The organism is Parenemella sanctibonifatiensis, assembly GCF_002250565.1.
Lineage (GTDB): Bacteria > Actinomycetota > Actinomycetes > Propionibacteriales > Propionibacteriaceae > Parenemella > Parenemella sanctibonifatiensis.
The window spans coordinates 648,409-669,595 of record NZ_NMVJ01000006.1 but is presented as its reverse complement, the minus strand read 5'-3'; the positions used below and the strand labels follow the sequence as shown (position 1 = coordinate 669,595).

Sequence of the window (21,187 nt, the reverse complement as noted above, 5' to 3'; positions counted from 1 at the left end):
TTGACCCGGTAGGAGATCACACGTGCGCGCATCAGCCGACGCCCAGCAGACACACGAGCGTGAGGAGACCAGCACCGCCACCGACGTTGCCCTGGTTGCGGTCTTCGCTGCGCTGTTGGCCGCGCTGTCGCTGATGCCGCCGATCCCGGTCGGGGCCGCCGGCGTACCGATCACCCTGCAGACCCTGGCTGTCGCGCTGGCCGCCATGGTGCTCGGCCCGTGGCGCGGCGCCGCGGCAGTGGGGTTGTATCTGGTGGTCGGCCTGGTCGGCCTGCCTGTCTTCGCCGGTGGCGCAGCGGGGGTGGCGGTGCTGGCGAAGCCCTCGGCCGGCTACCTCCTCAGCTTCCCGCTGGCAGCCATCATCATCGGCCTGCTGTCCCGCCGCGCGCTGCGCTCCCGGCATCGCAGCTGGCGGTACGCCTTGCTGGTGCTGTCAGGACTTGCCGGCAGCTTCTTGGTGGTCCACCCGCTCGGCATCGTCGGCATGGTCGCCAACGCCGACCTGTCCTGGACCGCCGCAGCCCTCGCAGACATGCTCTACTGGCCCGGCGACGTCATCAAAAATCTGGCGGCCGGCGCCATCGCGGCCTCGGTGCACGCCGCCTTCCCGCGGCTGCTGCCCCGGCATGCCTCCCGCCGCGCTGCCGCTGGTGCCTGAGCACGGTCTCGAATTCGCCGACGTCCAAGTATTCGCCCAGGTGGGCGAGGCGCGGCGAACCATCCTGGGCCCCCTCAGTCTGCAGCTCACCGAGCACCGGATATGTCTCGTCGGCGCCAACGGTTCCGGCAAGTCAACCCTGCTCCGACTGGGCAACGGGCTGGTCCGGCCCGACACCGGCACCGTCACGGTGGCCGGACGTCCGGCGTACCGACAGCGGGACCGGGTTGGCTTCCTGTTCGCCGACCCACTGGCGCAACTGATCATGCCGACGGCTCGCCAGGACATCGAGCTGTCACTGCGACGCCGCATCCGCTCAGCCGAGCAGCGCCGAGCCGCGGCCGAGGACTGGCTTGATCGGCTCGGCCTGCTCCGGCTGGCCGACCAGTCCGTCCACGACCTCTCCGGCGGCGAACGCCAACTCGTCGCCCTGACCGCAGTGCTGGCCAGCGAACCCGAGATCCTGCTCTGCGACGAACCGACCACGCTGCTGGATCTGCGCAACCGCACCGCACTGCTGCAGCGTCTTGCTGACTTGCCCCAACAACTCATCATCGCCACCCATGACCTGGACCTCGCTGCCCAGTCCGACCGGGTCATCGTGCTCGACCAGGGCACCGTGATCGTCGATGGGCCGCCGGAGCCGGCGATCGCGACCTACCGCGACTACAGCGCAGGCCAACCGTGACAACCAGCTCGGGCCAGCACATCTTCGGGCAGTACCGACCCGGGAACACGGTGTGGCACCGAATCCCCGCCGGGGTGACGATGGCGCTGGCGATCCTGGTGCCGCTGCTGGCGGTGTTGGTACAGCGGTGGTGGCTGAGCGCGCTGGTGGCGCTGCTGATGCTGACCGCCGTCGCCTCGTTGCCGGGCCGCGCCTGGCCGCTGCTGCGGATGCCCACCGGCCTGGTGATTCTGTCCGCGGCACTGGTGTGCTACCACGCCTGGCTCGGTCAGGGCTGGCTCACTGGCGTGGTGCTGGCGGTCAACCTGCTGTGCTGCTTGTACGCCAGCCGGATCGTCCTGACCACGATCCCGGTGCCGGTGATGGTGGATCAGATCGAGAGCGCGGTTGGCGTGCTGGCTCGACTGCCGCTGCTGGGCCGAGTGCTGAATCCCCGCCAGGTCGCGATGGCAGTGGCACTGATGCTGCGCAGCATCCCCGAACTGATCGGTTCGGTGCAGCGGGTTCGCGACGCCGGGCGGGCGCGCGGCGTACGCATGGGACCGGTGCGGCTGGTCACCCCGGTCGTCATCGACGCCGTTGCGTTGGCCCATCGCTCCGGTGAGGCATTGGTGGCGCGCGGCCTGCTGGTCGACGAGCGCAGACAGTCCGAGCGGATACCATCCCACCATGACTGACCCGACCGAGGAGCAAGAACAGCAACAGCGGTTCGAGCCGACCGGCCACGCCACCGTCGATGCTGCCCTGGGCGAGCTGGCCGACCTCGACAACCGTCCGGTCGACGAGCACCCGGAACACATCAGCGCGGCACTGGCACAGCTCCAATCAGTCCTCGACGACGGCGACCAGCTGCCGCTGGGTGAGCGTGGCTGAGCGATTGGACCGGCTGCTGGTCAACCGTGGCCTGGTGGCCAGCCGCAGCCGCGCCCAGGAACTCATCGCACGCGGCCGGGTCCGGGTCGCCGGCCGGGTCGCAACCAAACCGGCCGCGCCGGTTGTCCACGACGTACAGCTCGAGGTCGACGATGACCCATGGGTGTCCCGGGCCGCACGCAAACTCCTCGGTGCCTTCGATGATGCCGAACTGGCGGGACACTTCGACCGGGGCCGCGCGCTTGACGCCGGTGCCTCCACCGGGGGCTTCAGCCAGGTACTCGTGGAACGTGGCTGCAGCCGGGTGTACGCCGTCGATGTCGGCCACGGCCAACTCGCCGAACCGGTGCGCAGCGACCCGCGAGTGCTGAATCGGGAAGGCTGCCACGTCGGCGAGCTCACGCTGAGTGATCTGGACCACGAACCGGTCGACTGGTTGGTGGCGGACCTGTCCTTCATCTCCCTGACCCAGGTGCTGCCGACCCTGCTGCCGTTGGTGAGGCCGGCAGGTGAGGCCATGGTGATGGTGAAACCCCAGTTCGAGGTGGGCCGAGCGCGCCTCGGCAAGAACGGTGTCGTCACCGACCCGGGGCTGCGCGCTGAGGCGGTGGCAGCCGTGGTGGCCTGCGCCGCCGAACTGGGCTGGCAGGCGCGCTGGCAGGGCCCCAGCCGCGTCCCCGGGCCCACCGGAAATGTCGAGTTCTTCGTGCATCTGCTGGCCGATCCGACCGCACCTCCGAAATCGGGGTGCCCTTGGTGATGAGGGCGTCCGGTCACACCCCCTAGGGTGGTGCCGTGGAGAAGCCAACCCCTGCCCAGCCTGCCGCACAGCCGCAGACCACTGCGGTGCCGCGCCGGATTGCCATCTTCACCCATGCCCGTCGCTCGGCCGCGATCGCTGCAGCCTCCTCCTTCGTCACCGAGCTGACCAACCGCGGCATCGATGCAGCGCTGCCCAGCGCCGACGTCGCCGAGATGGGGGACCGGTTCACCGCCGATGCCGCCATCCTTGAGGAGCTTGAACCGGGCCAGGACTGCGACCTTGCGGTAGTGCTCGGTGGCGACGGCTCGATCCTGCGCGGCGCTGAATGGGCGCTGTCGCGCGAAGTGCCGGTGGTCGGGGTCAACCTGGGTCACGTCGGCTTCCTCGCCGAGGCGGAGTCCTCCGAGATCCCGGCCCTGGTAGAGGCGGTGGCTTCGGGGGCGTACACCGTCGAGGAACGCGTCACGTTGTCGGTGTCGGTGACCGACCACAGTGGAGACCTGCTGTGGGAGTCGTACGCCATCAACGAGGCCTCGATCGAGAAGCTGGCCCGCGAACGGATGCTGGAAGTCATCGTCAAGATCGACGATCGGCCACTCGCGCGGTGGGGCTGCGACGGCACGCTGGTCGCCACCCCGACCGGCTCCACGGCGTACGCCTTCTCTGCCGGAGGTCCGGTGATGTGGCCCGACATCGAGGCGCTGCTGGTGGTGCCGGTCAGTGCCCACGCGCTCTTCGCTCGGCCCATGGTGGTCGGGCCCCGCACGGTGGTCGACATCACCCTGGCACCGGAATCGACGGCGTCCGGGGTGGTGTGGTGCGACGGCCGTCGGTCGTTGGACCTGCCGCCCGGCAGCAACATCCGGGTGGTGACCGGCCAGCACCGGATGCGGCTGGCCCGGATCACCCAGCAGGCCTTCACCGACCGGCTGGTGAACAAGTTCGGGCTGCGGGTGGAGGGCTGGCGAGGCCGTAGCGTCGGTCTGGAGACCTCACATCACGACGACACGGACCAGCAAGCGGATGGCCACGAGGGGCGGCATGCTCACTGACCTACGGATCCGACGACTCGGTGTCATCGACGAGGCCAACGTCGACCTCGCGTCCGGGCTGACGGTGGTGACAGGTGAGACCGGCGCCGGCAAGACCATGGTGGTCACCGGCTTGGGACTGCTGCTCGGACAACGTGCCGACACCGGGCTGATCCGGTCCGGTTCCCGCAGTGCTCGTGTCGAGGGCACGTGGCTGCCGGTGGTCGACTCGGTCGCGGCCGTCGCCGAGGAACTCGGCGCTGAATGGGATGACGACGGCTTGGTCACGGTCCGGGAGGTGGCCAGCAACGGGTCGCGGGCCTATGTGGGCGGAGCACGTGTGCCGAACGGGAAGCTGGCCGAGGTTGCCTCGGCCGGCCTGACGATCCATGGCCAGTCCGAGCAAGTCAGGTTGGCCAGTTCGGAGCGGCAGCGCGAGGTCCTCGATGCCTGTGCCGGTCCGCAGATGGCCACCCTGCTGGAGCGTTACCGGGCGGTCCACCAGGAATGCCGGACGGTTCAGGCAGAACGCGACCGACTGCGACAGCACGCTCAGGAACGCGCCCGGGAGCTCGACATGCTGCGGTTCTCCCTCGATGAGATCGCCGCCGTCGAACCGCAGCCGGGTGAGGACGCCGACCTGCACGCCGAGACCGTACGCCTGCAGGCCACCGACGACCTGCGGCAAGCAGCAGCCGAGGCGAGCATGGCGCTGGCAGGCGACGACACCGGCGAGGACCCCGGCGCGATGGGCCGGCTCGGTCGGGCCCGCGAGGTGCTCGGCCGCGCCGCCCGTGACGATGCGACGCTGGCCGACCTGGCCAGCCGGGCGGGGGAGTTGAGCCACCTCGCCAACGATCTGGCTTCGGAGGTCGCCAGCTACCTGGCGGGCCTGGAAGCCGACCCGCAACGACTGGAGTGGATCGCCGCCCGGCAGGCGGACCTGGCCAAACTCACCCGCAAGTACGGCGAGGACGTCGACGCGGTCCTTGCGTGGGCGGCGACCTCGGCACAACGGGTTGCTGAACTGGATGGTGACGACACTCGGATCGACGAACTCGACGCTCGCGCCGAGGCGTTGCAGCAGCAACTCCAGCAGCTGGCCGATGAGGTGACCGTTGCCCGCCAGGAGGCTGCTACCGACCTGGCGGAGGCAGCCACTTCGGAGCTGGCAGCGTTGGCGATGCCCCACGCCCGGATCAGTTTCGAGATCGAGCGGATTGAACCGGGCCCCTCCGGGCAGGACCGGGTGCAGCTGATGTTCACGGCCAACCCTGGATCCACGCCAGGACCGCTCGGCAAGGTCGCCTCCGGCGGTGAGCTGTCCCGGGTACGCCTGGCTCTGGAAGTGGTGTTGGCCGAACGCTCCGGCAGCGCCCATCACACCTTCGTCTTCGACGAGGTCGATGCTGGTGTCGGCGGTGCCGTTGCCACCGAGATCGGCCGCCGGCTGTCCCGGCTGGCCCGGACAGCGCAGGTGATCGTCGTCACCCACCTGGCCCAGGTCGCCGCCTTCGCTGATCTGCACCTGGTGGTGGCCAAGGCCAGTGATGGCCAGGTCACCAGCTCCCAGGTGCGCCGGGTCGCGGACCGGGACCGTAGTGCTGAACTGGCCCGGATGATGGGTGGCACCCAAGCCGAGGTGGCGCTGGCTCATGCCGAGGAGTTGCTGGCCGCAGCGCAGGCGAGCCGCGATCGGCACGGTGCTGACTCGTGACGTTGCCACCGCCCACCCCGCTGACGACGGTCGCCGTGCATGGCTACCGCAGCCTGCGTGAGGTGGTGTTGGACCTGGGAGAGCGCCTCACGGTGGTCACGGGTGCGAACGGCACGGGCAAGACCAGCCTGTATCGGGCGTTGCGGTTGTTGGCCGAGATTGCCGACGGTCGATTGCTGCCGGAGCTGGCGGCGGTCGGTGGACTGTCGGCGGTGCTGTGGGCCGGCCCCGAGCACGTCAGCGGTCGGATGCGACGCGGTGAAGTGCCGGTGCAGGGGAGTGGTGCACGGCTGGCGCCGGTCGCGCTCCAGCTGGGCTACGCCAGTGGCGACCTGGGCTATCTGATCGATCTCGGGTTGCCCCGTCCCGACAGCACCACCCGATTCAGCCACGACCCGATCATCAAACGTGAGGAGATCTTCGCCGGACCGCATCGCCGGCCGGCCTCTTTACTGGTGCGGCGGCACAACGCCCGGGTCGAGCGGCGCGAGGACGACTGGGTCGAGGTCGGATCCATCGAGGACCGCGGCAGCATCATCGATGAGCTCGGAGATCCCGGTACCACCCCCGAAGTGATCGGCGTACGCCGTCGGGTGCGCGGCTGGCGGTTCTATGACGGCTGGCGCACCGACGCCGCAGCCCCGGCCCGGCAGCCCGGCATGTTGACCCAGACTCCGGTGCTGTCCGCCGACGGTGCTGACCTGGGGTCGGCGGTGGCGACCATCGACGAGTCCGACATGGCCGGCTCCTTCGCCGAGGTGATCGACCGGGCCCTGCCCGGCAGCACGGTGCGGGTGCGGGAGGTGGACTCCCAAGTCAGCATCGAGGTGGAACAACGAGGCCTGTTGCGGCCGATGGCGGCAGCCGAGCTCTCCGACGGCACGCTGCGGCTGATCTGCCTCGCCGCAGCCCTGCACAGCCCACGACCGCCGGGTCTGCTGGTCCTCAACGAACCCGAGGCGAGCCTGCACCCCAGCGTGGTGCCGGCGGTGGCGGCGATGGTGAGCAGTGCTGCCAGCCGGAGCCAGGTGATGGTGATTTCCCACGCCGAGGCCTTGGTGGAGGCGCTGTCGGATGAGTCGGATGACGACCGGACACGTCACCACCACCTTGAGCGCGAGCTCGGTGAGACGGTCGTGACCGACCAAGGCCTGCTCAGCACGCCGCGGTGGGACTGGGGCAGCCGCTGACCTCAGCGGTCGGCCAGCACGTTCTGCGCCATCGCCAACCGGTCCACACAGCGGTCCGGCATCGAATGCCAGTAGTAGGACAGCACGCCCACTGAGATCGCAATCGCCCAGGCCCGGCCCCGAAGCCAGGTCGGCTCGTCGACGCCGATGCCCTCGCGGAAGGTTTCGCGAGCATCGGCGTCGAACAACTCCCAGGCGCCGTGCAGGTCCACGGTCGGGTCGCCGACTCCGATCCCACCCAGGTCCAGCAGCGACACCAGTCGGCCGTCCTTGACGAGCAGGTTTTCCGCGACGATGTCGCCGTGGAACCAGTGCAGGTCGCCAGTGCTGCGAGCATCAGCCGCAGCCCCGGGCAGCGTCAGCGAGCCCTCCCACAGTTTCAGCAGCCCGTCCAGATCCAGATCCAGCTGCAGGTCCCGGCACGCCTCGATGTTCTTGCGCACGTCCACATCGATCGGCGCCAACGCGCCGCCGCGATACCAGCGCAGCGCCGGGTCATAACGGGCGTCGTCCTCGACGGGCAACTCGCGCAGGGTACGCACGACGCCCGCCAGTTCCTTGGCGAGATGGTCGGCGTTCTGGTCAACGGCGTCGCCGGGCTTCGCTGTCGGCGGGTGCACACCGTCGACCCAGCGCACCACGGTCCAGTTCTCGCCGTAGCCGAAACCGGGCTGGCCCGTGGCCACCACCTGGGGCACCGCGATCGGCAGTGCCTCGTCCAGGACTGCGCTCCACTTGGTCTCGGTCTCGAGATGCTTGCCGCTGCCGGACTGGCGCGGCAGCCGGACCAGCAGCTCGTCGCCGAGCCGGAAGAGACGGTTCGTGGAGCCGGTCAGCGGCAGCTCCGACAGCGGCAACTCGGCCCACCGGGCCGGCAGGTCGCGGGTGACCAGCTGGCGTACCAGCTCAGGGGTGATGCTCAGCTCGTCGGCGTGGATGGTCGCTCGGGTTCGGCGGGCCCCGGGCGGGCTCGACGTCGGGCTCGCTCCGGCACCGGTGGTTGGCTGGTCAGCGGCGGGGTTCACAGTTGGAAGTGAATCCCAGAAACCGGGGAAACCGCAACCCCTCGGTCTCAACCCGACCGAATCAGCCGACAGCGTAGGCTCGCCCCACCGCTGTGCTGGCCCGGACCGGGTTTCACCAGCTAGGCTGAAAACCCGTGGGAGCTTCGATGACAAAGCACGTGTTCGTGACCGGAGGCGTTGCCTCCTCGCTGGGCAAGGGCCTGACGGCCTCCAGCTTGGGCAGCCTCCTCAAGGCCCGCGGCCTGCGGGTCACCATGCAGAAGCTCGACCCCTACCTCAATGTCGATCCCGGCACCATGAACCCGTTCCAGCACGGTGAGGTGTTCGTGACCGAGGATGGTGCGGAGACCGATTTGGATGTCGGTCACTACGAGCGTTTCCTTGACGAGAACCTCTCCGGTGAGGCGAATGTCACCACCGGCAAGGTCTACTCCTCGGTGATCGCCAAGGAGCGCCGCGGTGACTACCTCGGCGACACCGTCCAGGTCATTCCGCACATCACCAACGAGATCAAGGACGAGATGCTCGCCATGGGCGGGCCGGATGTCGACCTGGTGATCCACGAAATCGGTGGCACCGTCGGTGACATCGAGTCGCTGCCCTTCCTGGAGGCGGCGCGGCAGGTCCGGCGCGACGTCGGCCGAGACAATGTCTTCTTCCTGCACGTCTCCCTGGTGCCCTACATCGGTCCCAGCGGCGAGTTGAAGACCAAGCCGACCCAGCACTCGGTGGCCGCGCTGCGCCAGGACGGCATCCAGCCTGACGCCATCGTGTGCCGCTGCGACCGCGAGATCCCCGACTCGGTCAAGCGCAAGATCGCGCTGGCCTGTGACGTCGAGGAGGAGGAGGCCGTCATCGCCTGCGAGGACGCGCCCAGCATCTACGACATCCCCAAGGTGCTGCACGCTGAGGGCTTGGACGCCTACATCGTGCGCCGGCTCAGCCTGCCCTTCCGTGACGTCGACTGGACGGCGTGGAACGCTCTGCTGGAGGCGGTCCACCATCCCGACCACGAGGTCACGATCGCGCTGGTCGGCAAGTACATCGACCTGCCCGATGCCTACCTGTCGGTGGGGGAGGCGCTGCGAGCCGGTGGCTTCGCGAACTCCGCCAAGGTGAAGGTGGTCTGGGTTCCCAGCGACGACTGCGCCACCCGTGAGGGTGCCCACGCCGCGCTGGCTGATGTCGACGGCATCGTGGTGCCCGGCGGCTTCGGGATCCGTGGCGTCGAGGGCAAGCTCGGCGCGATCCGGTATGCCCGGGAGAACCAGATCCCGATCCTGGGCCTGTGCCTGGGCATGCAGTGCATGGTCATCGAAGTGGCCCGCAACTTGGCGGGCCTCGCCGACGCGCAGTCCTCCGAGTTCGACCCCGACACTCAGCACCCGGTGATCGCGACGATGGCTGAGCAGGTGGCGATCATCGGCGGCGAAGGTGACCTAGGCGGCACCATGCGGCTCGGGGCGTACCCGGCCGATCTGGAGTCCGGCTCGCTGGTGGCCGAGCTGTACGGCGAGACTCGGGTCAGCGAACGGCACCGACACCGCTACGAGGTCAACAACGCCTACCGCGACCAGCTCGCCGAGGCCGGACTGGTCATCAGCGGCACGTCTCCGGACGGTCAGCTGGCCGAGTTCATCGAGCTGCCTCGCGAGACGCACCCGTTCTTTGTTGCGACCCAGGCCCACCCCGAGCTGAAGTCGCGGCCTACCCGGCCGCATCCGCTCTTCGTCGGTCTGGTGGCTGCGGCCCTGGAGCGTCAGTCCAGCGCCATGCTGCCGGTGGAAGACGAGGCGACCGAGTCTGACACCGTCGCTGCGGACCAGTGACGGGCAACCTCCAGTGACAACCAGCGTGAGGACGACCAGATGAGTCTCGACCTGCCGCAGTGGTCGCTGGCGGACCACCACGACGTTGCCGATCCCCAGCCGGTCAGTCAGCACGAACTGCTGGCTCACGGCTACCTGATGGACATGGTGCGCGACACGGTCGAGTTGGAGTCGGGGCCGGTGGTGCGCGATTACACCACCCACCCCGGTTCGGTGGCCGTGATTGCGGTGGATGACCAGGACCGGGTCGTGGTGGTGCACCAGTACCGGCATCCGGTCGGTTGGCGGCTGGTCGAGCCGCCCGCCGGACTGCTCGACGTGGTCGGTGAGGACACCCTGGTCGCGGCGCAGCGGGAACTGGCCGAGGAGGCGCAGATCCAGGCCGCGCAGTGGCACCTGCTGGTGGATGCCTTCCTGTCGCCTGGAGGCATGCAGGAGCACCAGCGGATCTTCCTGGCCCGCGGCCTGAGCGCCGCCGCGCCTCCCGACGGCTTCGAAGCCGAGGGGGAAGAGGTTGGCATGCCGGTCGGCGTGATGCCGCTCGACGAGTTGGTCACCGCCGTCCTGCAGGGCCGGTTGCAGAATCCGGCGCTGTGCATCGGCGTCCTTGCCACCGCGGTGGCGCAACGCGACGGGTACGCCTCGCTGCGCTCCCCGCAGACCCCATGGCCGGCGCGGGAAAGGCATCGCAATCGCGACCAGTGAAGCCGGGATGGGGGCCGTGGACGCTCTCGTCACCGGCTATCTGGACCACCTGCGGGTGGAGCGCGGCATGTCGCCCCACACCATCGCTGGCTACCGTCGCGACCTGACCCGGTACCGCGACCACCTGATCAACCAGGGCGTGTCCGACCCAGGCGTGGTGACTCCCGAGCACGTCGCAGATTTCGTCGTGGCATTGCGCGAACAGCACCGGCTCGCCCCCGCCAGCGCCGCCCGAGCCGTGGTTGCGGTCCGTGGCCTGCACAAGTTCGCACTGGTGGAGGGCATCACCACTTCCGACCCGGCGGCCCGAGTTCGGCCACCGAGCCAGACTCAGCACCTGCCCAAGGCGTTGACGATCGGGCAGGTGCAGCACCTGCTCGAAGCACCCGACCCGGCCACCCCGGCCGGGCTGCGGGACCGCTGTCTGCTGGAACTCCTGTACGGCACCGGCGCCCGCATCAGCGAGGTGCTGGCCCTCGACGTCGATGACCTGACCGACCTGCTCGCCGCTGGTGAGGATGCCGGGCTGCGGCTGATCGGCAAAGGGGACAAGGAACGCATCGTGCCGCTGGGCAGCTTTGCCCGATCAGCGGTCGAGGCATGGTTGGTCCGGGGCCGACCTGAGCTGGCTGCTCGGGCGCGTACCGCGACGCCAGCCCTGTTGCTGAATGCCCGCGGGCAGCGGCTGTCGCGCCAATCAGCCTGGCAGGCGGTGACCCGGCAGGCCCAACGTGCCGACCTGGAGGTGGAAATTTCACCGCACACGCTGCGGCATTCCTATGCGACCCACCTGCTCGAAGGTGGCGCTGACGTACGCGTGGTGCAGGAGTTGCTCGGGCATGCGTCGGTGACCACGACCCAGATCTACACCTATGTCGGAATTGACCACCTGCGTGAGGTGTACCTTTCGGCGCACCCGCGGGCGTACTAGCATGGCCAAGATCATCCGACGTGCCCCTTGGAGGTTTGACCGGTCGTGAATGCCCGCATCGAGGACCCCACCTCACCTGACCAAGGTCAGTCGGTGTTGTTCACCCCGGACGATTCCGCCACCACCGTGGCACCGCCGCGGTCGGTCGCGGCGGCAGATCCCAACATCGGTCCCACCGGGCGTCCACTGCCGCAGTTGCCGGAGCCGACGCCACCGCCGGAGCAGACCAACGCGCTGGTGATCGCGATGTGCAACCAGAAGGGCGGCGTCGGCAAGACCACCACCACCATCAATCTCGGCGCAGCCTTGGCCGAGACCGGGCGCAAGGTATTGCTGGTCGACTTTGACCCGCAGGGCTCGCTGTCGGTCGGGATGGGCCTGAATCCGCACACGATGGACCAGTCCATCTACAACCTGCTGCTGTCCAGGCGTACGCCGGTGTCGGAGGTCCTGCACACGACCGACACTCCCAACATGGACCTGCTGCCCGCCAACATCGACCTGTCGGCGGCCGAGGTGCAACTGGTGTCAGAGGTGGCGCGGGAACAGACGCTGAAGCGGGTGTTGGACCCGCTGCGCAGCCAGTACGACGTCATCCTGGTCGATTGCGCACCCTCGCTGGGACTGTTGACGGTGAACGCCCTCACGGCATCCGACCAGGTCATCATGCCGCTGGAGTTGGAGTTCTTCGCACTGCGCGGAGTTGCGCTGTTGACCGACACCATCGAGAAGGTCACCGATCGCCTCAACCCTGAGCTGGAAGTGCTGGGCATCCTCGGCACCATGTATGACGCCCGCACCCTGCACAGTCGCGAGGTGCTGGAACGGGTGGTTCAGGCGTTCGGTGACAAGGTCTTCCACACGGTCATCCGTCGCACCATCAAATTCCCCGAGACCACCGTCGCAGGGGAGCCGATCACCAGTTACGCCAGTTCCTCGGCTGGGGCTCAGGCCTACCGCGATCTGGCGCGGGAGGTGCTGCTCCGATGCCCAGGGAAGTGATGCCGGATCGGGAACCGGTTGCATTCGTCGAGGAGTTCGGGGTCGACGCCGGACGGATCCGACACGACTCCAAGATCACCGTCTATCTGTCCGCCGAGGACCTGCACGTGATCGAGAAGACTCGCGCTGACCTGTGTGACCGTCACGGGGTCCGGGTCGACCGAGGCCGGTTGGTCCGGATCGCGGTCGCCCAGGCGGTCGCCGACTACCGGGCGAACGGCACCGAATCGGACCTGTGGCGGCGGTTGAAGCGGTGACCACCCCGACCCCGATCGAGGCCGAGCCCCGCGCCGGCGCCGAGCGGGGCTTCACGGTGCGCCTCACCAACTTCGAGGGCCCCTTCGACCTGTTGCTGCAGCTGATCTCACGTCACAAACTCGACGTGACCGAGGTAGCGCTGTCCCAAGTCACCGACGACTTCCTGGCTCACATCAGAGTCGGTGCCAGCGGCTCAGCCGGCGAACCCTGGGACCTGGAACAGGCCAGTTCCTTCCTGCTGGTGGCGGCCACCCTGTTGGACCTCAAGGCCGCCCGGCTGCTGCCCAGCGGCGAGGTGGAGGACTCTGAGGACCTGGAACTGCTGGAGGCCCGCGACCTGCTGTTTGCGCGGCTGCTGCAGTACCGCGCGTTCAAACTGGTGTCGGGGTTCCTGGCCGACCGGATCGGTGTCAGCGACCGGATCCATCCCCGCCCCGGCGGTCTGGAGGATGCCTTCAGTTCGCTGCTGCCGCCGCCAGTGATCGGGCGTACGCCGGAGCAACTGGCCCGGTTGGTGGCCGCGTTGATGGCACCCGAGGAGATTGCAGAAGTGTCGCTGAGTCACCTGCACGGCGCTCAGGTCAGTGTCCGGGAACAGGCCCAGATCGTGGCCAGTTCGATCCGGGCCGCCGGTCGGATGGGATTTGCGGATCTGGTGGCCGGCGCGGACCGGTTGACCACCGTGGCCAGATTCTTGGCGCTGTTGGAGCTGTTCCGGAATCGGGCGGTCACCTTCGAACAGGAATCGCCGCTGGGGGCGCTGACGGTGGTGTGGAGTGCGGCAGACGAATCCGATGACCTGACCGCAGGCATCGACGAATTTGACGGTGTCCCCGATCAGCATGAGGACGCGGGCCACAATGACGTGAGTCAGGACGATCTGACTCAGCGCACGACGGGGCAGGACCCGGCGGAGGGGAGCGGTGAGAATGGCTGAGTCGGAGCACAGCCGACTGCTGGAGGCCCTGTTGCTGATGGCGACCGAACCGGTTGCCACGGCGACCCTGGCTGCCCAGGTCGACCTGACCGAGGAACAGACCGAGGCCGAACTCGTCGCCATTGCCGAGTTCTACCGAGTGCAGCAGCGCGGCTTCGAGCTGCGGCGGGCCGGTGCCGGCTGGCGGTTCGCCACGTGCGCGGACCTGGCCGACGCGATCGCCGAGGCAGTGGTGTTGGGCCAACCCGCCAAGCTGTCCCAGGCGGCGTTGGAGACGCTGGCAGTGGTGGCGTACCTGCAGCCAGTGACTCGAGGCCGGATCTCGGCGATCCGTGGCGTCAGCGTGGATGCGGTGGTGCGTACGCTGGTGGCGCGCGGCCTGATCGCCGAGGCGCAACCTGACTCGGACGCCGGCCAGGCAGCCCGCTTCGTCACCACGGACTACTTCACCGAGCGGATGGGCATCACCTCTCTCGACGACCTGCCCGATCTCGCCCCCTATCTGCCGGACGCCAGCGTTCTGGAGGCCGAGTTGACCCAGACCGGGTTGGCCGAGGCAGCACCGTCCACGAACACCACGGAGGAAGATGATGAACCCCAGGCGAGATGACCGCCGTGACGGCGGAGCCGACCAGGATCCGCACCAGCCCGACGGAGTCCGGCTTCAGAAGGTGTTGGCTGCGGCCGGGGTGGCCTCGCGCCGGGCCGCCGAGGACATGATCGCCCATGGCCGGGTCGAGGTGAACGGTCAGTTGATCCTCGAACAGGGTCTGCGGGTCAACCCCGACCAGGACGAGATCCGGGTCGACGGGTCACGCATTCCGACAGCTCGCCGCCATGTCTATCTGGCCCTCAACAAGCCTCGCGGTGTGGTGACGACCCTGGAGGACCCCGAGGGCCGCCCGACGGTCGCGGACCTGTTGGTGGGCCGCTCGGAGCGGCTCTTCCACGTGGGGCGACTCGACACCGACACCGAGGGGCTGCTGTTGGTCACCAACGACGGCGAGTTCGCCCATCGGCTGGCGCATCCTTCCTACGAGGTCCCCAAGACCTACCTGGCCGAGGTCGAGGGTGCGATGACGGACAAGGAACTGACCCGACTGCGAACCGGCCTGCGCTTGGAGGATGGCCCGGTGAAGCCGGACCAGGTCACCGCGGTGCAGCGGATGCCTGAACGCACCATGATCGAGATCACCCTGCACGAGGGCCGCAACCGGATCGTGCGGCGCATGATGGACAGCGTCGGTCATCCGGTACGGCGGTTGGTCCGCACCGCCGTCGGCCCGGTGCGGCTGGCACGGCTCCCGGTCGGTGAACTGCGGGAACTGCGCCGGGAGGAACTTGGCGCCCTGCTCGACCTGGTCCAGATGTGAGCGGTCCACAAGGCGCTTGGATGGGCCGGCGGATCTATGGGTTGGAGACGGAGTTCGGGCTGCACGCGGTGGGCGTACGTCTCAACATCGAGGATGCGGCGCGGCGGCTCTTCCATCCCGTCGTGGGCTGGGGGCGATCCAGCAATGTCTATCTCTCCAACGGTGGTCGGCTCTATCTGGACGTCGGCGCGCACCCCGAGTACGCCACCCCGGAGACTGATGGCTTGCTGGACCTGCTGACCCACGACCGGGCTGGCGAGGAACTGGTCGGCGACCTGGCGGTGCGAGCCACCGAATCGCTGCACAGCGACCCGGCCCATCCGGACCTGCCCGCCAGTGCCGGGCTGCGGGTTTACAAGAACAACGCCGACTCCCACCACAACTCCTACGGTTGCCACGAGAACTTCATGGTGGAGCGGCATCCGCACTTCCACAGCTTTGTGACGGCCCTCGTCGGGCATCTGGTGAGCCGGATCGCGGTGTGCGGGGCCGGCCGCTGGCAACCCGAACGCAACGGTGAGGCCGCCCACTACCAGGTCAGCGCCCGCGCCGACTTCCTCGCCGATGCGATGTCGTCGAGCACGACCCGGAGCCGACCCCTGGTCAACACCCGTGACGAGCCACATGCTGACCCGCGTCGATTTCGCCGACTGCATGTCATCAGCGGCGACTCGACGATGAGCGAAACCACGAGCCTGCTGAAGGTGGGCACCACTGAACTGGTGCTACGGCTGATCGAGAGCGGCCACCCCGGGCCACTCAGCCTCACCCCGGAGAACCCTTCGACCGCCATTCGTGCCAGTTCCCGGGACCTGACCACCCCGGTGCCGCTGGCCGACGGTGGTGAACTGTCCGCCCTGGAGATGCAACAGCGGCTGTGGCAGTGGTCCGAAGCAGTGGTGGACAACGACGAGTTGGCCACCGTCCGTGCCGAATGGGGCCGGGTGCTCGACAGCCTGGCGGCGGACCGGTGGATCGATCTGGCCGACCGGATCGACTGGGCGATCAAGCGCCAGCTGATCGAACGCGACAGCCAACGACATCCCGACGGTGGGTCCGCGCGAGCCGCTCAGCTGGCACTGGCCTATCACCAGCCCGGCGGGATCGTACGCCGGATGGAGGAGTCCGGCCTGGTGCCACGACTGACCGATCCCAGGGCGGTCACCGTAGCCCGGACCGAGCCGCCGGCCACCACCCGGGCAGCGCTCCGGGGGCGGTTCGTCAAGGCCGCTCGCGCAGCCGGAGTGGGCCACACGGTCGACTGGACGACGCTGCGGTGGACCGATGAGCCGGGCCGGACCAGTGCTGCCGCCTCGCAGACCAAGCGGACCGTGCTGTTGGAGGATCCATTGGCCGCCCAGGATGAACGGGTGGATGACCTGATTGCAGCGGTGCAGGCCCACGGTGGATCAGCCGGTCAGGGCGAACTGCTCGTCTGAGCGCTGGAATCGATCGGTCGTGATGGCCGGTTCGGTCGGGTATCCTCCCGGGGTGCCTGATTCCACGCCCGAACGCCTGTCCCGTCGTCCGCTCCGCAGCGCCGGCGTCGCCCTGGCCCTGGGGCTGAGCCTCGTCCTGGCCGCCTGCGGCGGCGACCCTGCCGCAGACCCGACCACCGATCCCAGCGCCGCCGGCCAGAGCAGCGACCCGTCGGCGGCTGCGACCCCGGCCGGGGAGATCACCACCGACGACAATTTGGACCGGATCGAGATCACCGGCGATGACGCGCCCACGGTCACGGTGCCCGCGCCGTGGGGGATCAGCGAGACGACCGTCGAGGTCCTCAAACCGGGCAGCGGCCCAGTGGTGGCCGAGAACTCCTGGGTCCGGGTCAACTACCACGGTGTCAACGGGCGTACCGGTGAGGTCTTCGACTCCAGTTGGGAGCGGGGCGCCCCCGCGCCGATGAGCACCGATCAGGTCGTCACCGGCTTCAAGAAGGCGCTCGAGGGCCAGCAGGTCGGCAGCCGGGTCGTGGTCGCCATGACCGGCGCCGATGGCTACGACCCCCAGGGGCAGCCGCCGGACATCCTGCCCGGGGACACCCTGATTTTCGTCATCGACATCCTCGGGGCCGAGATTCCTGAACCGACCGGCACCGAGCATGCGCCGGCGCCGTGGATGCCCGCGGTCACCGTTGGGGACAACGGCGTACCGGTCATCACCAAGCCGGAGGGGCCGGCCCCGACCGAGACCATGTCCGGCTATCTGATCGAGGGTGACGGCGAGGTGGTCCAGGAGGGCGATGCCATCATCCTGCGCTACACCGCGATCGCCTGGGAGAGCGGCACCGTCATGGAACAGAACTTCGACGCGCCAGAGCCCGATGCTGCCCTGCTGACCGACCTGGTGCCAGGCTTTCAGGAAGCCATGATCGGCAAGAAGAGCGGCAGCCGGATCGTCATCGCGATCCCGCCCTCGGCCGGATACCCCGAAGGCAATCCTGAGCTGAACCTGGCGCCGGGGGAGACGATGATCTACGTCGTCGACTTGAGCTTCGTCACTCCGGTCGGATGAGCCACCACACCGGCGGCAACCGCTTCAGCTGAGCGATCCGGGCCCGTGCCAGACCCAGGTCTGGCCGGGCCCGGCTGGGTTCGCGCCCGAGGCGGGGCCGATCGGCTCGCCCGGCCCGCCAAGGCTGCGGACCAGGCCGGCGCGGACCTGCTCGGCGCTGATCCCGAGCTCGGCCAGTTCGCCCAGATCCACCGCACCGTCGCGTTTGGCCAGGCGTACGCCGTCGCTGTTGAGCACCAGCCCGACGTGGGCCCACTCGGGCTCGGGCAGGCCCAACTGGCGTTGCAGCCAGATCTGCCGGCCGGTCGACTCCATCAGGTCGGCGCCCCGCACGACCTGGCTCACCTGCTGCCACGCGTCGTCGAGCACCACCGCCAGGTTGTACGCGAATCCTCCGTCGTTGCGTCGCACCACGAAGTCGTCGACGAAGGCCCGCTGCTCGCCCTGCCACCGGTCGTCAAAGCTGATCCACTGGTCCCCGGAGCGGACCCGCAGCGCGGCCGGACGGTCCCGGCGTCGCCGGTCCCGCTCGGCGTCGGTGAGGTCGCGGCAGGTGCCGGGGTAGGGGCGTTGCGCGCCATGCGGGGCGCGGCTGGCGGCCCGGATCTCGGCGCGGGTGCAGAAACACTCGTAGGTGAGCGGAGCCAGCTCGGCCACAGCGGCCGCGTACGCCGACAGCCGGTCTCGCTGCCACACCACGGCGACGTCGCTGATGACGTCGATCGCGGCCAGGTCGGCGAGCTGGCCAGCGCCGATGGTCTCGGCGTCGGCGCTGCGCAACTGATCCAAGTCCTCCATCCGCACCAGGAAGCCGCGGCCGGTCGCCTCGGCCAGCTGGCGGGCCGCCAACGCGGTCCGGAGGTTGCCGACGTGGAGCCGACCACTCGGACTCGGCGCAAACCGGCCATAGCCTGCCGTCGGTGATCCGGCTGGCCCTGGAGCTGGCTGTGTGGCGCTCATGATCAGTCACCGTAGTGGCTGCTACGTTGCTGCTGGGCGCACAGATCCCAGAAGTTGCGCCGAAGTCACGGCTGACAAGGGGCGGTGAATGGCGGACCGGAAGACCGAGCGGTTGGTCAGCTTGGTGATGGTGCTGCGGGCGACCCGCCGATTCTTGGGGCGCGAGGAGATCCGTGATCAGGTGGCGGGCTACGAGGGCCTCAGCGACAACGCGTTCCAGCGGATGTTCGAGCGGGACAAGAAGGAACTGCGCGAGATGGGCATCCCGATCAGCTCGGGCAGCCACGACCCGTTCGCCGAGGCCGAGGGATATCTGATCCGGGCCGGAGACTACGAACTGCCGCCGTTGGAGTTCTCCCCAGCAGAATCGATGATCCTCGGGGCCGCCACCCGGACCTGGCAGGAGCAGGCGATGGGCCGGTCCTCGATTGCCGCGCTGGGCAAGCTTCGGGCAGCGGGCCTGCAACCCGATGTGGGGGCGTTGCCGATGGTGCATCCCTCGGTCCCACAGGCGGCCGACCTGCCGCTGTGGCTCACGGCGGTGACCACACGTACGCCGGTGACGTTCGGCTATCGCGGCAGCACTCGCCACCTGCAACCCTGGACGCTGGCACAGCGGCGCGGCCACTGGTATGTGGTGGGGCACGACCTGGACCGCTCCGAACCGCGTACCTTCAAGTTGGCACGGGTCGACCAAGCCGTGGAGTTGATCGGCGAGCCGGGCAGTTACCAGATTGATGAGGACGAGGCGGCCGCGCGCGCTCAGGCGATTCGCCCAGAACAACGGGATCGGCAGGCGGTGCTGGCATTGGCGCCGGGCCGTGCGCTGGAGTTGCGTGGCGGCGCCGAGGGACAGTTGTCCCCCGAGGTGGCAGCCGCATTGCCCGGTTGGCAACGTGCCGCGTACACCTTCGGTGACGTCGAGGAGGCCGCCGCGGACCTGGCAGGTCACGGCAGCGCGGTCGTGGTGCTGGAGCCGCCCGAACTGGTGGCCGCAGTACAACAATGGCTGGGCTGGTGGGCCGCAGCGGCTGGGACCGATGTAGGTCAGGAGGGCCGTGATGGCAAAGGTCAGGACTGACTGGAGCGGCGGTGAGGTGGAGCAGGCCCTCACCTTGGTGCCCTATCTGCTGCAGCACCCGCGGATCCCTGTCGAGGAGGTCACCGCGACCTTCGGGATCCCCAAACAGCGGCTCTTCCAACTGCTCAACGTGCTGTTCATGTGTGGGCCCTCGCGTACGCCTGGCGGCATGATCGAGGTCGACATCGAGGCGGCCGAATCCCAAGGCGTCGTCATCGTCACCAATGCCGACACCCTCAACCGTCCGATCCGGCTCAGCGTCAACGACGCCATCCCCATCGTGCTGGGCGTCCGGGCGCTGCGTGAGCTGGTCGGCGAAGATCTGCAGTCGGCGGCCGACAGCGTGCTGGCGAAGCTGACCCAGGCTCTGGGCGGCGAACAAGAAGGGTTGGAGCGGGTCCGGGTCGAGCTTGCCACCGGTGACCCACAAGTACGCCAGGTGCTGCAGGAGGCGGTGACAGCGGGGCAGATGGTGGTCATCACCCATCGCCGCCACGACACGGACCGACGCCTTGAGGTCGAGCCGCACGCCGTGCTCGAGATCGACGGGGTGGGCTATCTGCAGGCGTGGAGCCGGCTGCGCGGAGATTGGCGGGTCTATCGGCTGGACCGGATCAGCGCGGCCGAGTTGACCGCCGAAGCCGTGCACGACCACGGCGCGGCTCCCGATGTCCGGCAGGACTGGCAGCAGCGACTCGCCGAGGCGCCAATGGTCGAACTCGAGTTGAGCCCGCAGGCGAGCTGGGTGGTGGAGTACTTCCCAGTCCAGGAACTGACCGCGCCAGAGGAGGGGGATGGCCGCCGTCGGGTCCGGATCCCGGTGGTCGACCCCGTGTGGTTGCGACGACTCTTGCTGGAACTGGGGCCGCGGGTCCAGCTGCTGTCCACCGCTGACCTGCCGACGGCTGATCTGGCTCGGGGCCTGGCCGAGGAGGCCAACGCGGCATTGGATCACTATGCGGCCGTTGCCGCGAGCCGATCCGGTGGGCCCGGACCGGTCCGAACCGACGCTTGACTGGAGGAGCAGTTTTCCTTGTGTAGGGTGGGGCCATGATGTGGCCGTGGGTGTTCGCCGGGATCGCAGTCCTGGGCCTGATCGTGCTCGTCTGCTACGCGCTGTGGCTGTGGCGACGGGCCAGCGACCTCTTCTTCGAGCTCAAGGTGCTCGGCAAGCGAACTGACGAGATGGCGACACTGCTCGGTGAGATCGACGTGTCACGTCTCACCTTGGTAACGGCTGACGAGTCGGACATGGCTCGTACGGCAGACCGGACATAGACTGCGATTTCAGGTACGACCTCTGTCGGAAGTGCCCCGCCCCGGGGCGCTGCAGAACAACAGCAAGACCAGGAAAGAGGAGACAGATGTTCACACCAATGGTGATGGGACTCCCGAACGGCATGGAGTGGGTCATCCTCCTCGTCGTCGCGCTGCTCCTGTTCGGTGGCTCCCGACTGGCGGGTCTGGGTCGCGGTACCGGCCGCGCCATCCGCGAGTTCAAGGAAGAGACCGCCGGACTGCGAGAGAAGGACAAGGACAAGGAGCTCGAGGACGGCACCGCTCACGACGAGGCCACCGCCGAGCAGACCAAGTCCGACATCGCGGATGCCGAGGTTGTCGAGTCGCGTACGCCTGACACCAAGTGAGGG

General features: G+C 68.6%; 24 protein-coding genes. 22 read left to right on the top strand and 2 right to left on the bottom strand.

What is annotated here, in order from left to right; all coding sequences use genetic code 11:
• Nucleotides 1–22 precede the first annotated feature (22 nt).
• Genes CGZ91_RS07690 through CGZ91_RS07660 form a run of 8 tightly spaced genes read left to right on the top strand, consistent with a single transcriptional unit; the run spans nt 23 to nt 6,920 of the window.
• Nucleotides 23–658 (top strand): biotin transporter BioY, encoded by a 636-nt coding sequence (locus CGZ91_RS07690; RefSeq protein ID WP_229116495.1) that lies wholly within the window; start codon nt 23–25, stop codon nt 656–658.
• Nucleotides 627–1,346 carry an energy-coupling factor ABC transporter ATP-binding protein gene (locus CGZ91_RS07685; protein ID WP_094453912.1) on the top strand — a complete coding sequence of 240 codons (720 nt, stop codon included), beginning with the start codon at nt 627–629 and terminating at the stop codon, nt 1,344–1,346. The genes CGZ91_RS07690 and CGZ91_RS07685 overlap by 32 nt, the downstream gene beginning before the upstream one ends.
• On the top strand, nt 1,343–2,023 hold the full coding sequence (locus tag CGZ91_RS07680) for an energy-coupling factor transporter transmembrane component T family protein (protein ID WP_094453910.1): 681 nt from the start codon (nt 1,343–1,345) through the stop codon (nt 2,021–2,023). Before CGZ91_RS07685 ends, CGZ91_RS07680 begins: the two co-directional genes overlap by 4 nt.
• Nucleotides 2,016–2,219 carry a hypothetical protein gene (locus CGZ91_RS14580; protein ID WP_229116494.1) on the top strand — a complete coding sequence of 68 codons (204 nt, stop codon included), beginning with the start codon at nt 2,016–2,018 and terminating at the stop codon, nt 2,217–2,219. The genes CGZ91_RS07680 and CGZ91_RS14580 overlap by 8 nt, the downstream gene beginning before the upstream one ends.
• Nucleotides 2,212–2,979 carry a TlyA family RNA methyltransferase gene (locus CGZ91_RS07675; RefSeq protein WP_229116493.1) on the top strand — a complete coding sequence of 256 codons (768 nt, stop codon included), beginning with the start codon at nt 2,212–2,214 and terminating at the stop codon, nt 2,977–2,979. Before CGZ91_RS14580 ends, CGZ91_RS07675 begins: the two co-directional genes overlap by 8 nt.
• Before the next feature lie 35 nt (nt 2,980–3,014).
• Nucleotides 3,015–4,034, top strand: coding sequence for an NAD kinase (locus CGZ91_RS07670; RefSeq protein WP_229116492.1), 1,020 nt, complete (start codon nt 3,015–3,017; stop codon nt 4,032–4,034).
• Nucleotides 4,024–5,730: a DNA repair protein RecN gene (recN, locus tag CGZ91_RS07665; protein WP_094453906.1), complete on the top strand. Its 1,707-nt coding sequence runs from the start codon at nt 4,024–4,026 to the stop codon at nt 5,728–5,730. The genes CGZ91_RS07670 and recN overlap by 11 nt, the downstream gene beginning before the upstream one ends.
• Complete coding sequence (locus tag CGZ91_RS07660; protein ID WP_229116491.1) at nt 5,727–6,920, top strand: AAA family ATPase; 1,194 nt, start codon at nt 5,727–5,729, stop codon at nt 6,918–6,920. Before recN ends, CGZ91_RS07660 begins: the two co-directional genes overlap by 4 nt.
• Before the next feature lie 2 nt (nt 6,921–6,922).
• Here CGZ91_RS07660 and CGZ91_RS07655 read toward each other — a convergent pair whose 3' ends face one another.
• On the bottom strand, nt 6,923–7,945 hold the full coding sequence (locus CGZ91_RS07655; RefSeq protein ID WP_179229269.1) for a phosphotransferase: 1,023 nt from the start codon (nt 7,943–7,945) through the stop codon (nt 6,923–6,925).
• 146 nt (nt 7,946–8,091) lie between these two features.
• Here CGZ91_RS07655 and CGZ91_RS07650 point away from each other — a divergent pair, with 146 nt between their 5' ends.
• The 10 genes from CGZ91_RS07650 (at nt 8,092) to CGZ91_RS07605 (ending at nt 17,497) form a co-directional block, all read left to right on the top strand.
• Nucleotides 8,092–9,774, top strand: coding sequence for a CTP synthase (locus CGZ91_RS07650; RefSeq protein ID WP_094453902.1), 1,683 nt, complete (start codon nt 8,092–8,094; stop codon nt 9,772–9,774).
• A 39-nt stretch (nt 9,775–9,813) separates the two neighbouring features.
• Nucleotides 9,814–10,479, top strand: a complete 666-nt coding sequence (locus CGZ91_RS07645) for an NUDIX domain-containing protein (protein WP_094453900.1) — start codon at nt 9,814–9,816, stop codon at nt 10,477–10,479.
• Between the two features lie 16 nt (nt 10,480–10,495).
• Nucleotides 10,496–11,410, top strand: coding sequence for a site-specific tyrosine recombinase XerD (locus CGZ91_RS07640; RefSeq protein WP_407670845.1), 915 nt, complete (start codon nt 10,496–10,498; stop codon nt 11,408–11,410).
• A 126-nt stretch (nt 11,411–11,536) separates the two neighbouring features.
• Entirely contained in the window at nt 11,537–12,412 is an 876-nt protein-coding gene (locus tag CGZ91_RS07635) for a ParA family protein (RefSeq protein WP_229116520.1), read from the top strand.
• The gene (locus CGZ91_RS07630) at nt 12,397–12,669 is read left to right on the top strand and encodes a hypothetical protein (RefSeq protein ID WP_144276831.1); all 273 of its coding nucleotides are present in this window, start codon (nt 12,397–12,399) and stop codon (nt 12,667–12,669) included. The genes CGZ91_RS07635 and CGZ91_RS07630 overlap by 16 nt, the downstream gene beginning before the upstream one ends.
• On the top strand, nt 12,666–13,607 hold the full coding sequence (locus CGZ91_RS07625) for a segregation and condensation protein A (protein WP_229116490.1): 942 nt from the start codon (nt 12,666–12,668) through the stop codon (nt 13,605–13,607). Before CGZ91_RS07630 ends, CGZ91_RS07625 begins: the two co-directional genes overlap by 4 nt.
• Nucleotides 13,600–14,217, top strand: coding sequence for an SMC-Scp complex subunit ScpB (gene scpB / locus CGZ91_RS07620; RefSeq protein ID WP_094453892.1), 618 nt, complete (start codon nt 13,600–13,602; stop codon nt 14,215–14,217). The genes CGZ91_RS07625 and scpB overlap by 8 nt, the downstream gene beginning before the upstream one ends.
• Complete coding sequence (locus CGZ91_RS07615; protein WP_094453890.1) at nt 14,198–14,980, top strand: pseudouridine synthase; 783 nt, start codon at nt 14,198–14,200, stop codon at nt 14,978–14,980. Before scpB ends, CGZ91_RS07615 begins: the two co-directional genes overlap by 20 nt.
• Nucleotides 14,977–16,419, top strand: coding sequence for a proteasome accessory factor PafA2 family protein (locus CGZ91_RS07610; RefSeq protein ID WP_229116489.1), 1,443 nt, complete (start codon nt 14,977–14,979; stop codon nt 16,417–16,419). The genes CGZ91_RS07615 and CGZ91_RS07610 overlap by 4 nt, the downstream gene beginning before the upstream one ends.
• A 52-nt stretch (nt 16,420–16,471) precedes the next feature.
• A complete protein-coding gene (locus tag CGZ91_RS07605; protein ID WP_179229268.1) occupies nt 16,472–17,497 on the top strand; it encodes an FKBP-type peptidyl-prolyl cis-trans isomerase in 1,026 nt (341 codons plus the stop codon).
• Nucleotides 17,498–17,521: 24 nt separating this feature from the next.
• Here CGZ91_RS07605 and gluQRS read toward each other — a convergent pair whose 3' ends face one another.
• Nucleotides 17,522–18,457: a tRNA glutamyl-Q(34) synthetase GluQRS gene (gene gluQRS / locus CGZ91_RS07600; RefSeq protein WP_094453884.1), complete on the bottom strand. Its 936-nt coding sequence runs from the start codon at nt 18,455–18,457 to the stop codon at nt 17,522–17,524.
• An 88-nt stretch (nt 18,458–18,545) separates the two neighbouring features.
• Here gluQRS and CGZ91_RS07595 point away from each other — a divergent pair, with 88 nt between their 5' ends.
• From CGZ91_RS07595 to tatA, 4 genes are all read left to right on the top strand, one after another.
• Nucleotides 18,546–19,538, top strand: coding sequence for a helix-turn-helix transcriptional regulator (locus CGZ91_RS07595; RefSeq protein WP_094453882.1), 993 nt, complete (start codon nt 18,546–18,548; stop codon nt 19,536–19,538).
• The gene (locus tag CGZ91_RS07590; protein ID WP_094449701.1) at nt 19,519–20,553 is read left to right on the top strand and encodes a helix-turn-helix transcriptional regulator; all 1,035 of its coding nucleotides are present in this window, start codon (nt 19,519–19,521) and stop codon (nt 20,551–20,553) included. The genes CGZ91_RS07595 and CGZ91_RS07590 overlap by 20 nt, the downstream gene beginning before the upstream one ends.
• Before the next feature lie 35 nt (nt 20,554–20,588).
• Nucleotides 20,589–20,816 carry a hypothetical protein gene (locus CGZ91_RS07585; RefSeq protein ID WP_094453880.1) on the top strand — a complete coding sequence of 76 codons (228 nt, stop codon included), beginning with the start codon at nt 20,589–20,591 and terminating at the stop codon, nt 20,814–20,816.
• A gap of 86 nt (nt 20,817–20,902) precedes the next feature.
• On the top strand, nt 20,903–21,184 hold the full coding sequence (gene tatA / locus CGZ91_RS07580; protein ID WP_407670843.1) for a twin-arginine translocase TatA/TatE family subunit: 282 nt from the start codon (nt 20,903–20,905) through the stop codon (nt 21,182–21,184).
• The last annotated feature ends 3 nt before the right edge of the window (nt 21,185–21,187 follow it).

What these genes read in the sequence shown, in the direction of transcription:
- scpB (WP_094453892.1), top strand. Translation starts at nt 13,600, where the DNA reads ATGGCTGAGTCGGAGCACAGCCGACTGCTGGAGGCCCTGTTGCTGATG.
- gluQRS (WP_094453884.1), bottom strand. Translation starts at nt 18,457, where the DNA reads ATGAGCGCCACACAGCCAGCTCCAGGGCCAGCCGGATCACCGACGGCA.
- CGZ91_RS07645 (WP_094453900.1), top strand. Translation starts at nt 9,814, where the DNA reads ATGAGTCTCGACCTGCCGCAGTGGTCGCTGGCGGACCACCACGACGTT.
- CGZ91_RS14580 (WP_229116494.1), top strand. Translation starts at nt 2,016, where the DNA reads ATGACTGACCCGACCGAGGAGCAAGAACAGCAACAGCGGTTCGAGCCG.
- CGZ91_RS07590 (WP_094449701.1), top strand. Translation starts at nt 19,519, where the DNA reads ATGGCAAAGGTCAGGACTGACTGGAGCGGCGGTGAGGTGGAGCAGGCC.
- CGZ91_RS07595 (WP_094453882.1), top strand. Translation starts at nt 18,546, where the DNA reads ATGGCGGACCGGAAGACCGAGCGGTTGGTCAGCTTGGTGATGGTGCTG.
- CGZ91_RS07630 (WP_144276831.1), top strand. Translation starts at nt 12,397, where the DNA reads ATGCCCAGGGAAGTGATGCCGGATCGGGAACCGGTTGCATTCGTCGAG.
- CGZ91_RS07685 (WP_094453912.1), top strand. Translation starts at nt 627, where the DNA reads ATGCCTCCCGCCGCGCTGCCGCTGGTGCCTGAGCACGGTCTCGAATTC.
- CGZ91_RS07615 (WP_094453890.1), top strand. Translation starts at nt 14,198, where the DNA reads ATGAACCCCAGGCGAGATGACCGCCGTGACGGCGGAGCCGACCAGGAT.
- recN (WP_094453906.1), top strand. Translation starts at nt 4,024, where the DNA reads ATGCTCACTGACCTACGGATCCGACGACTCGGTGTCATCGACGAGGCC.
- tatA (WP_407670843.1), top strand. Translation starts at nt 20,903, where the DNA reads ATGTTCACACCAATGGTGATGGGACTCCCGAACGGCATGGAGTGGGTC.
- CGZ91_RS07650 (WP_094453902.1), top strand. Translation starts at nt 8,092, where the DNA reads ATGACAAAGCACGTGTTCGTGACCGGAGGCGTTGCCTCCTCGCTGGGC.
- CGZ91_RS07585 (WP_094453880.1), top strand. Translation starts at nt 20,589, where the DNA reads ATGATGTGGCCGTGGGTGTTCGCCGGGATCGCAGTCCTGGGCCTGATC.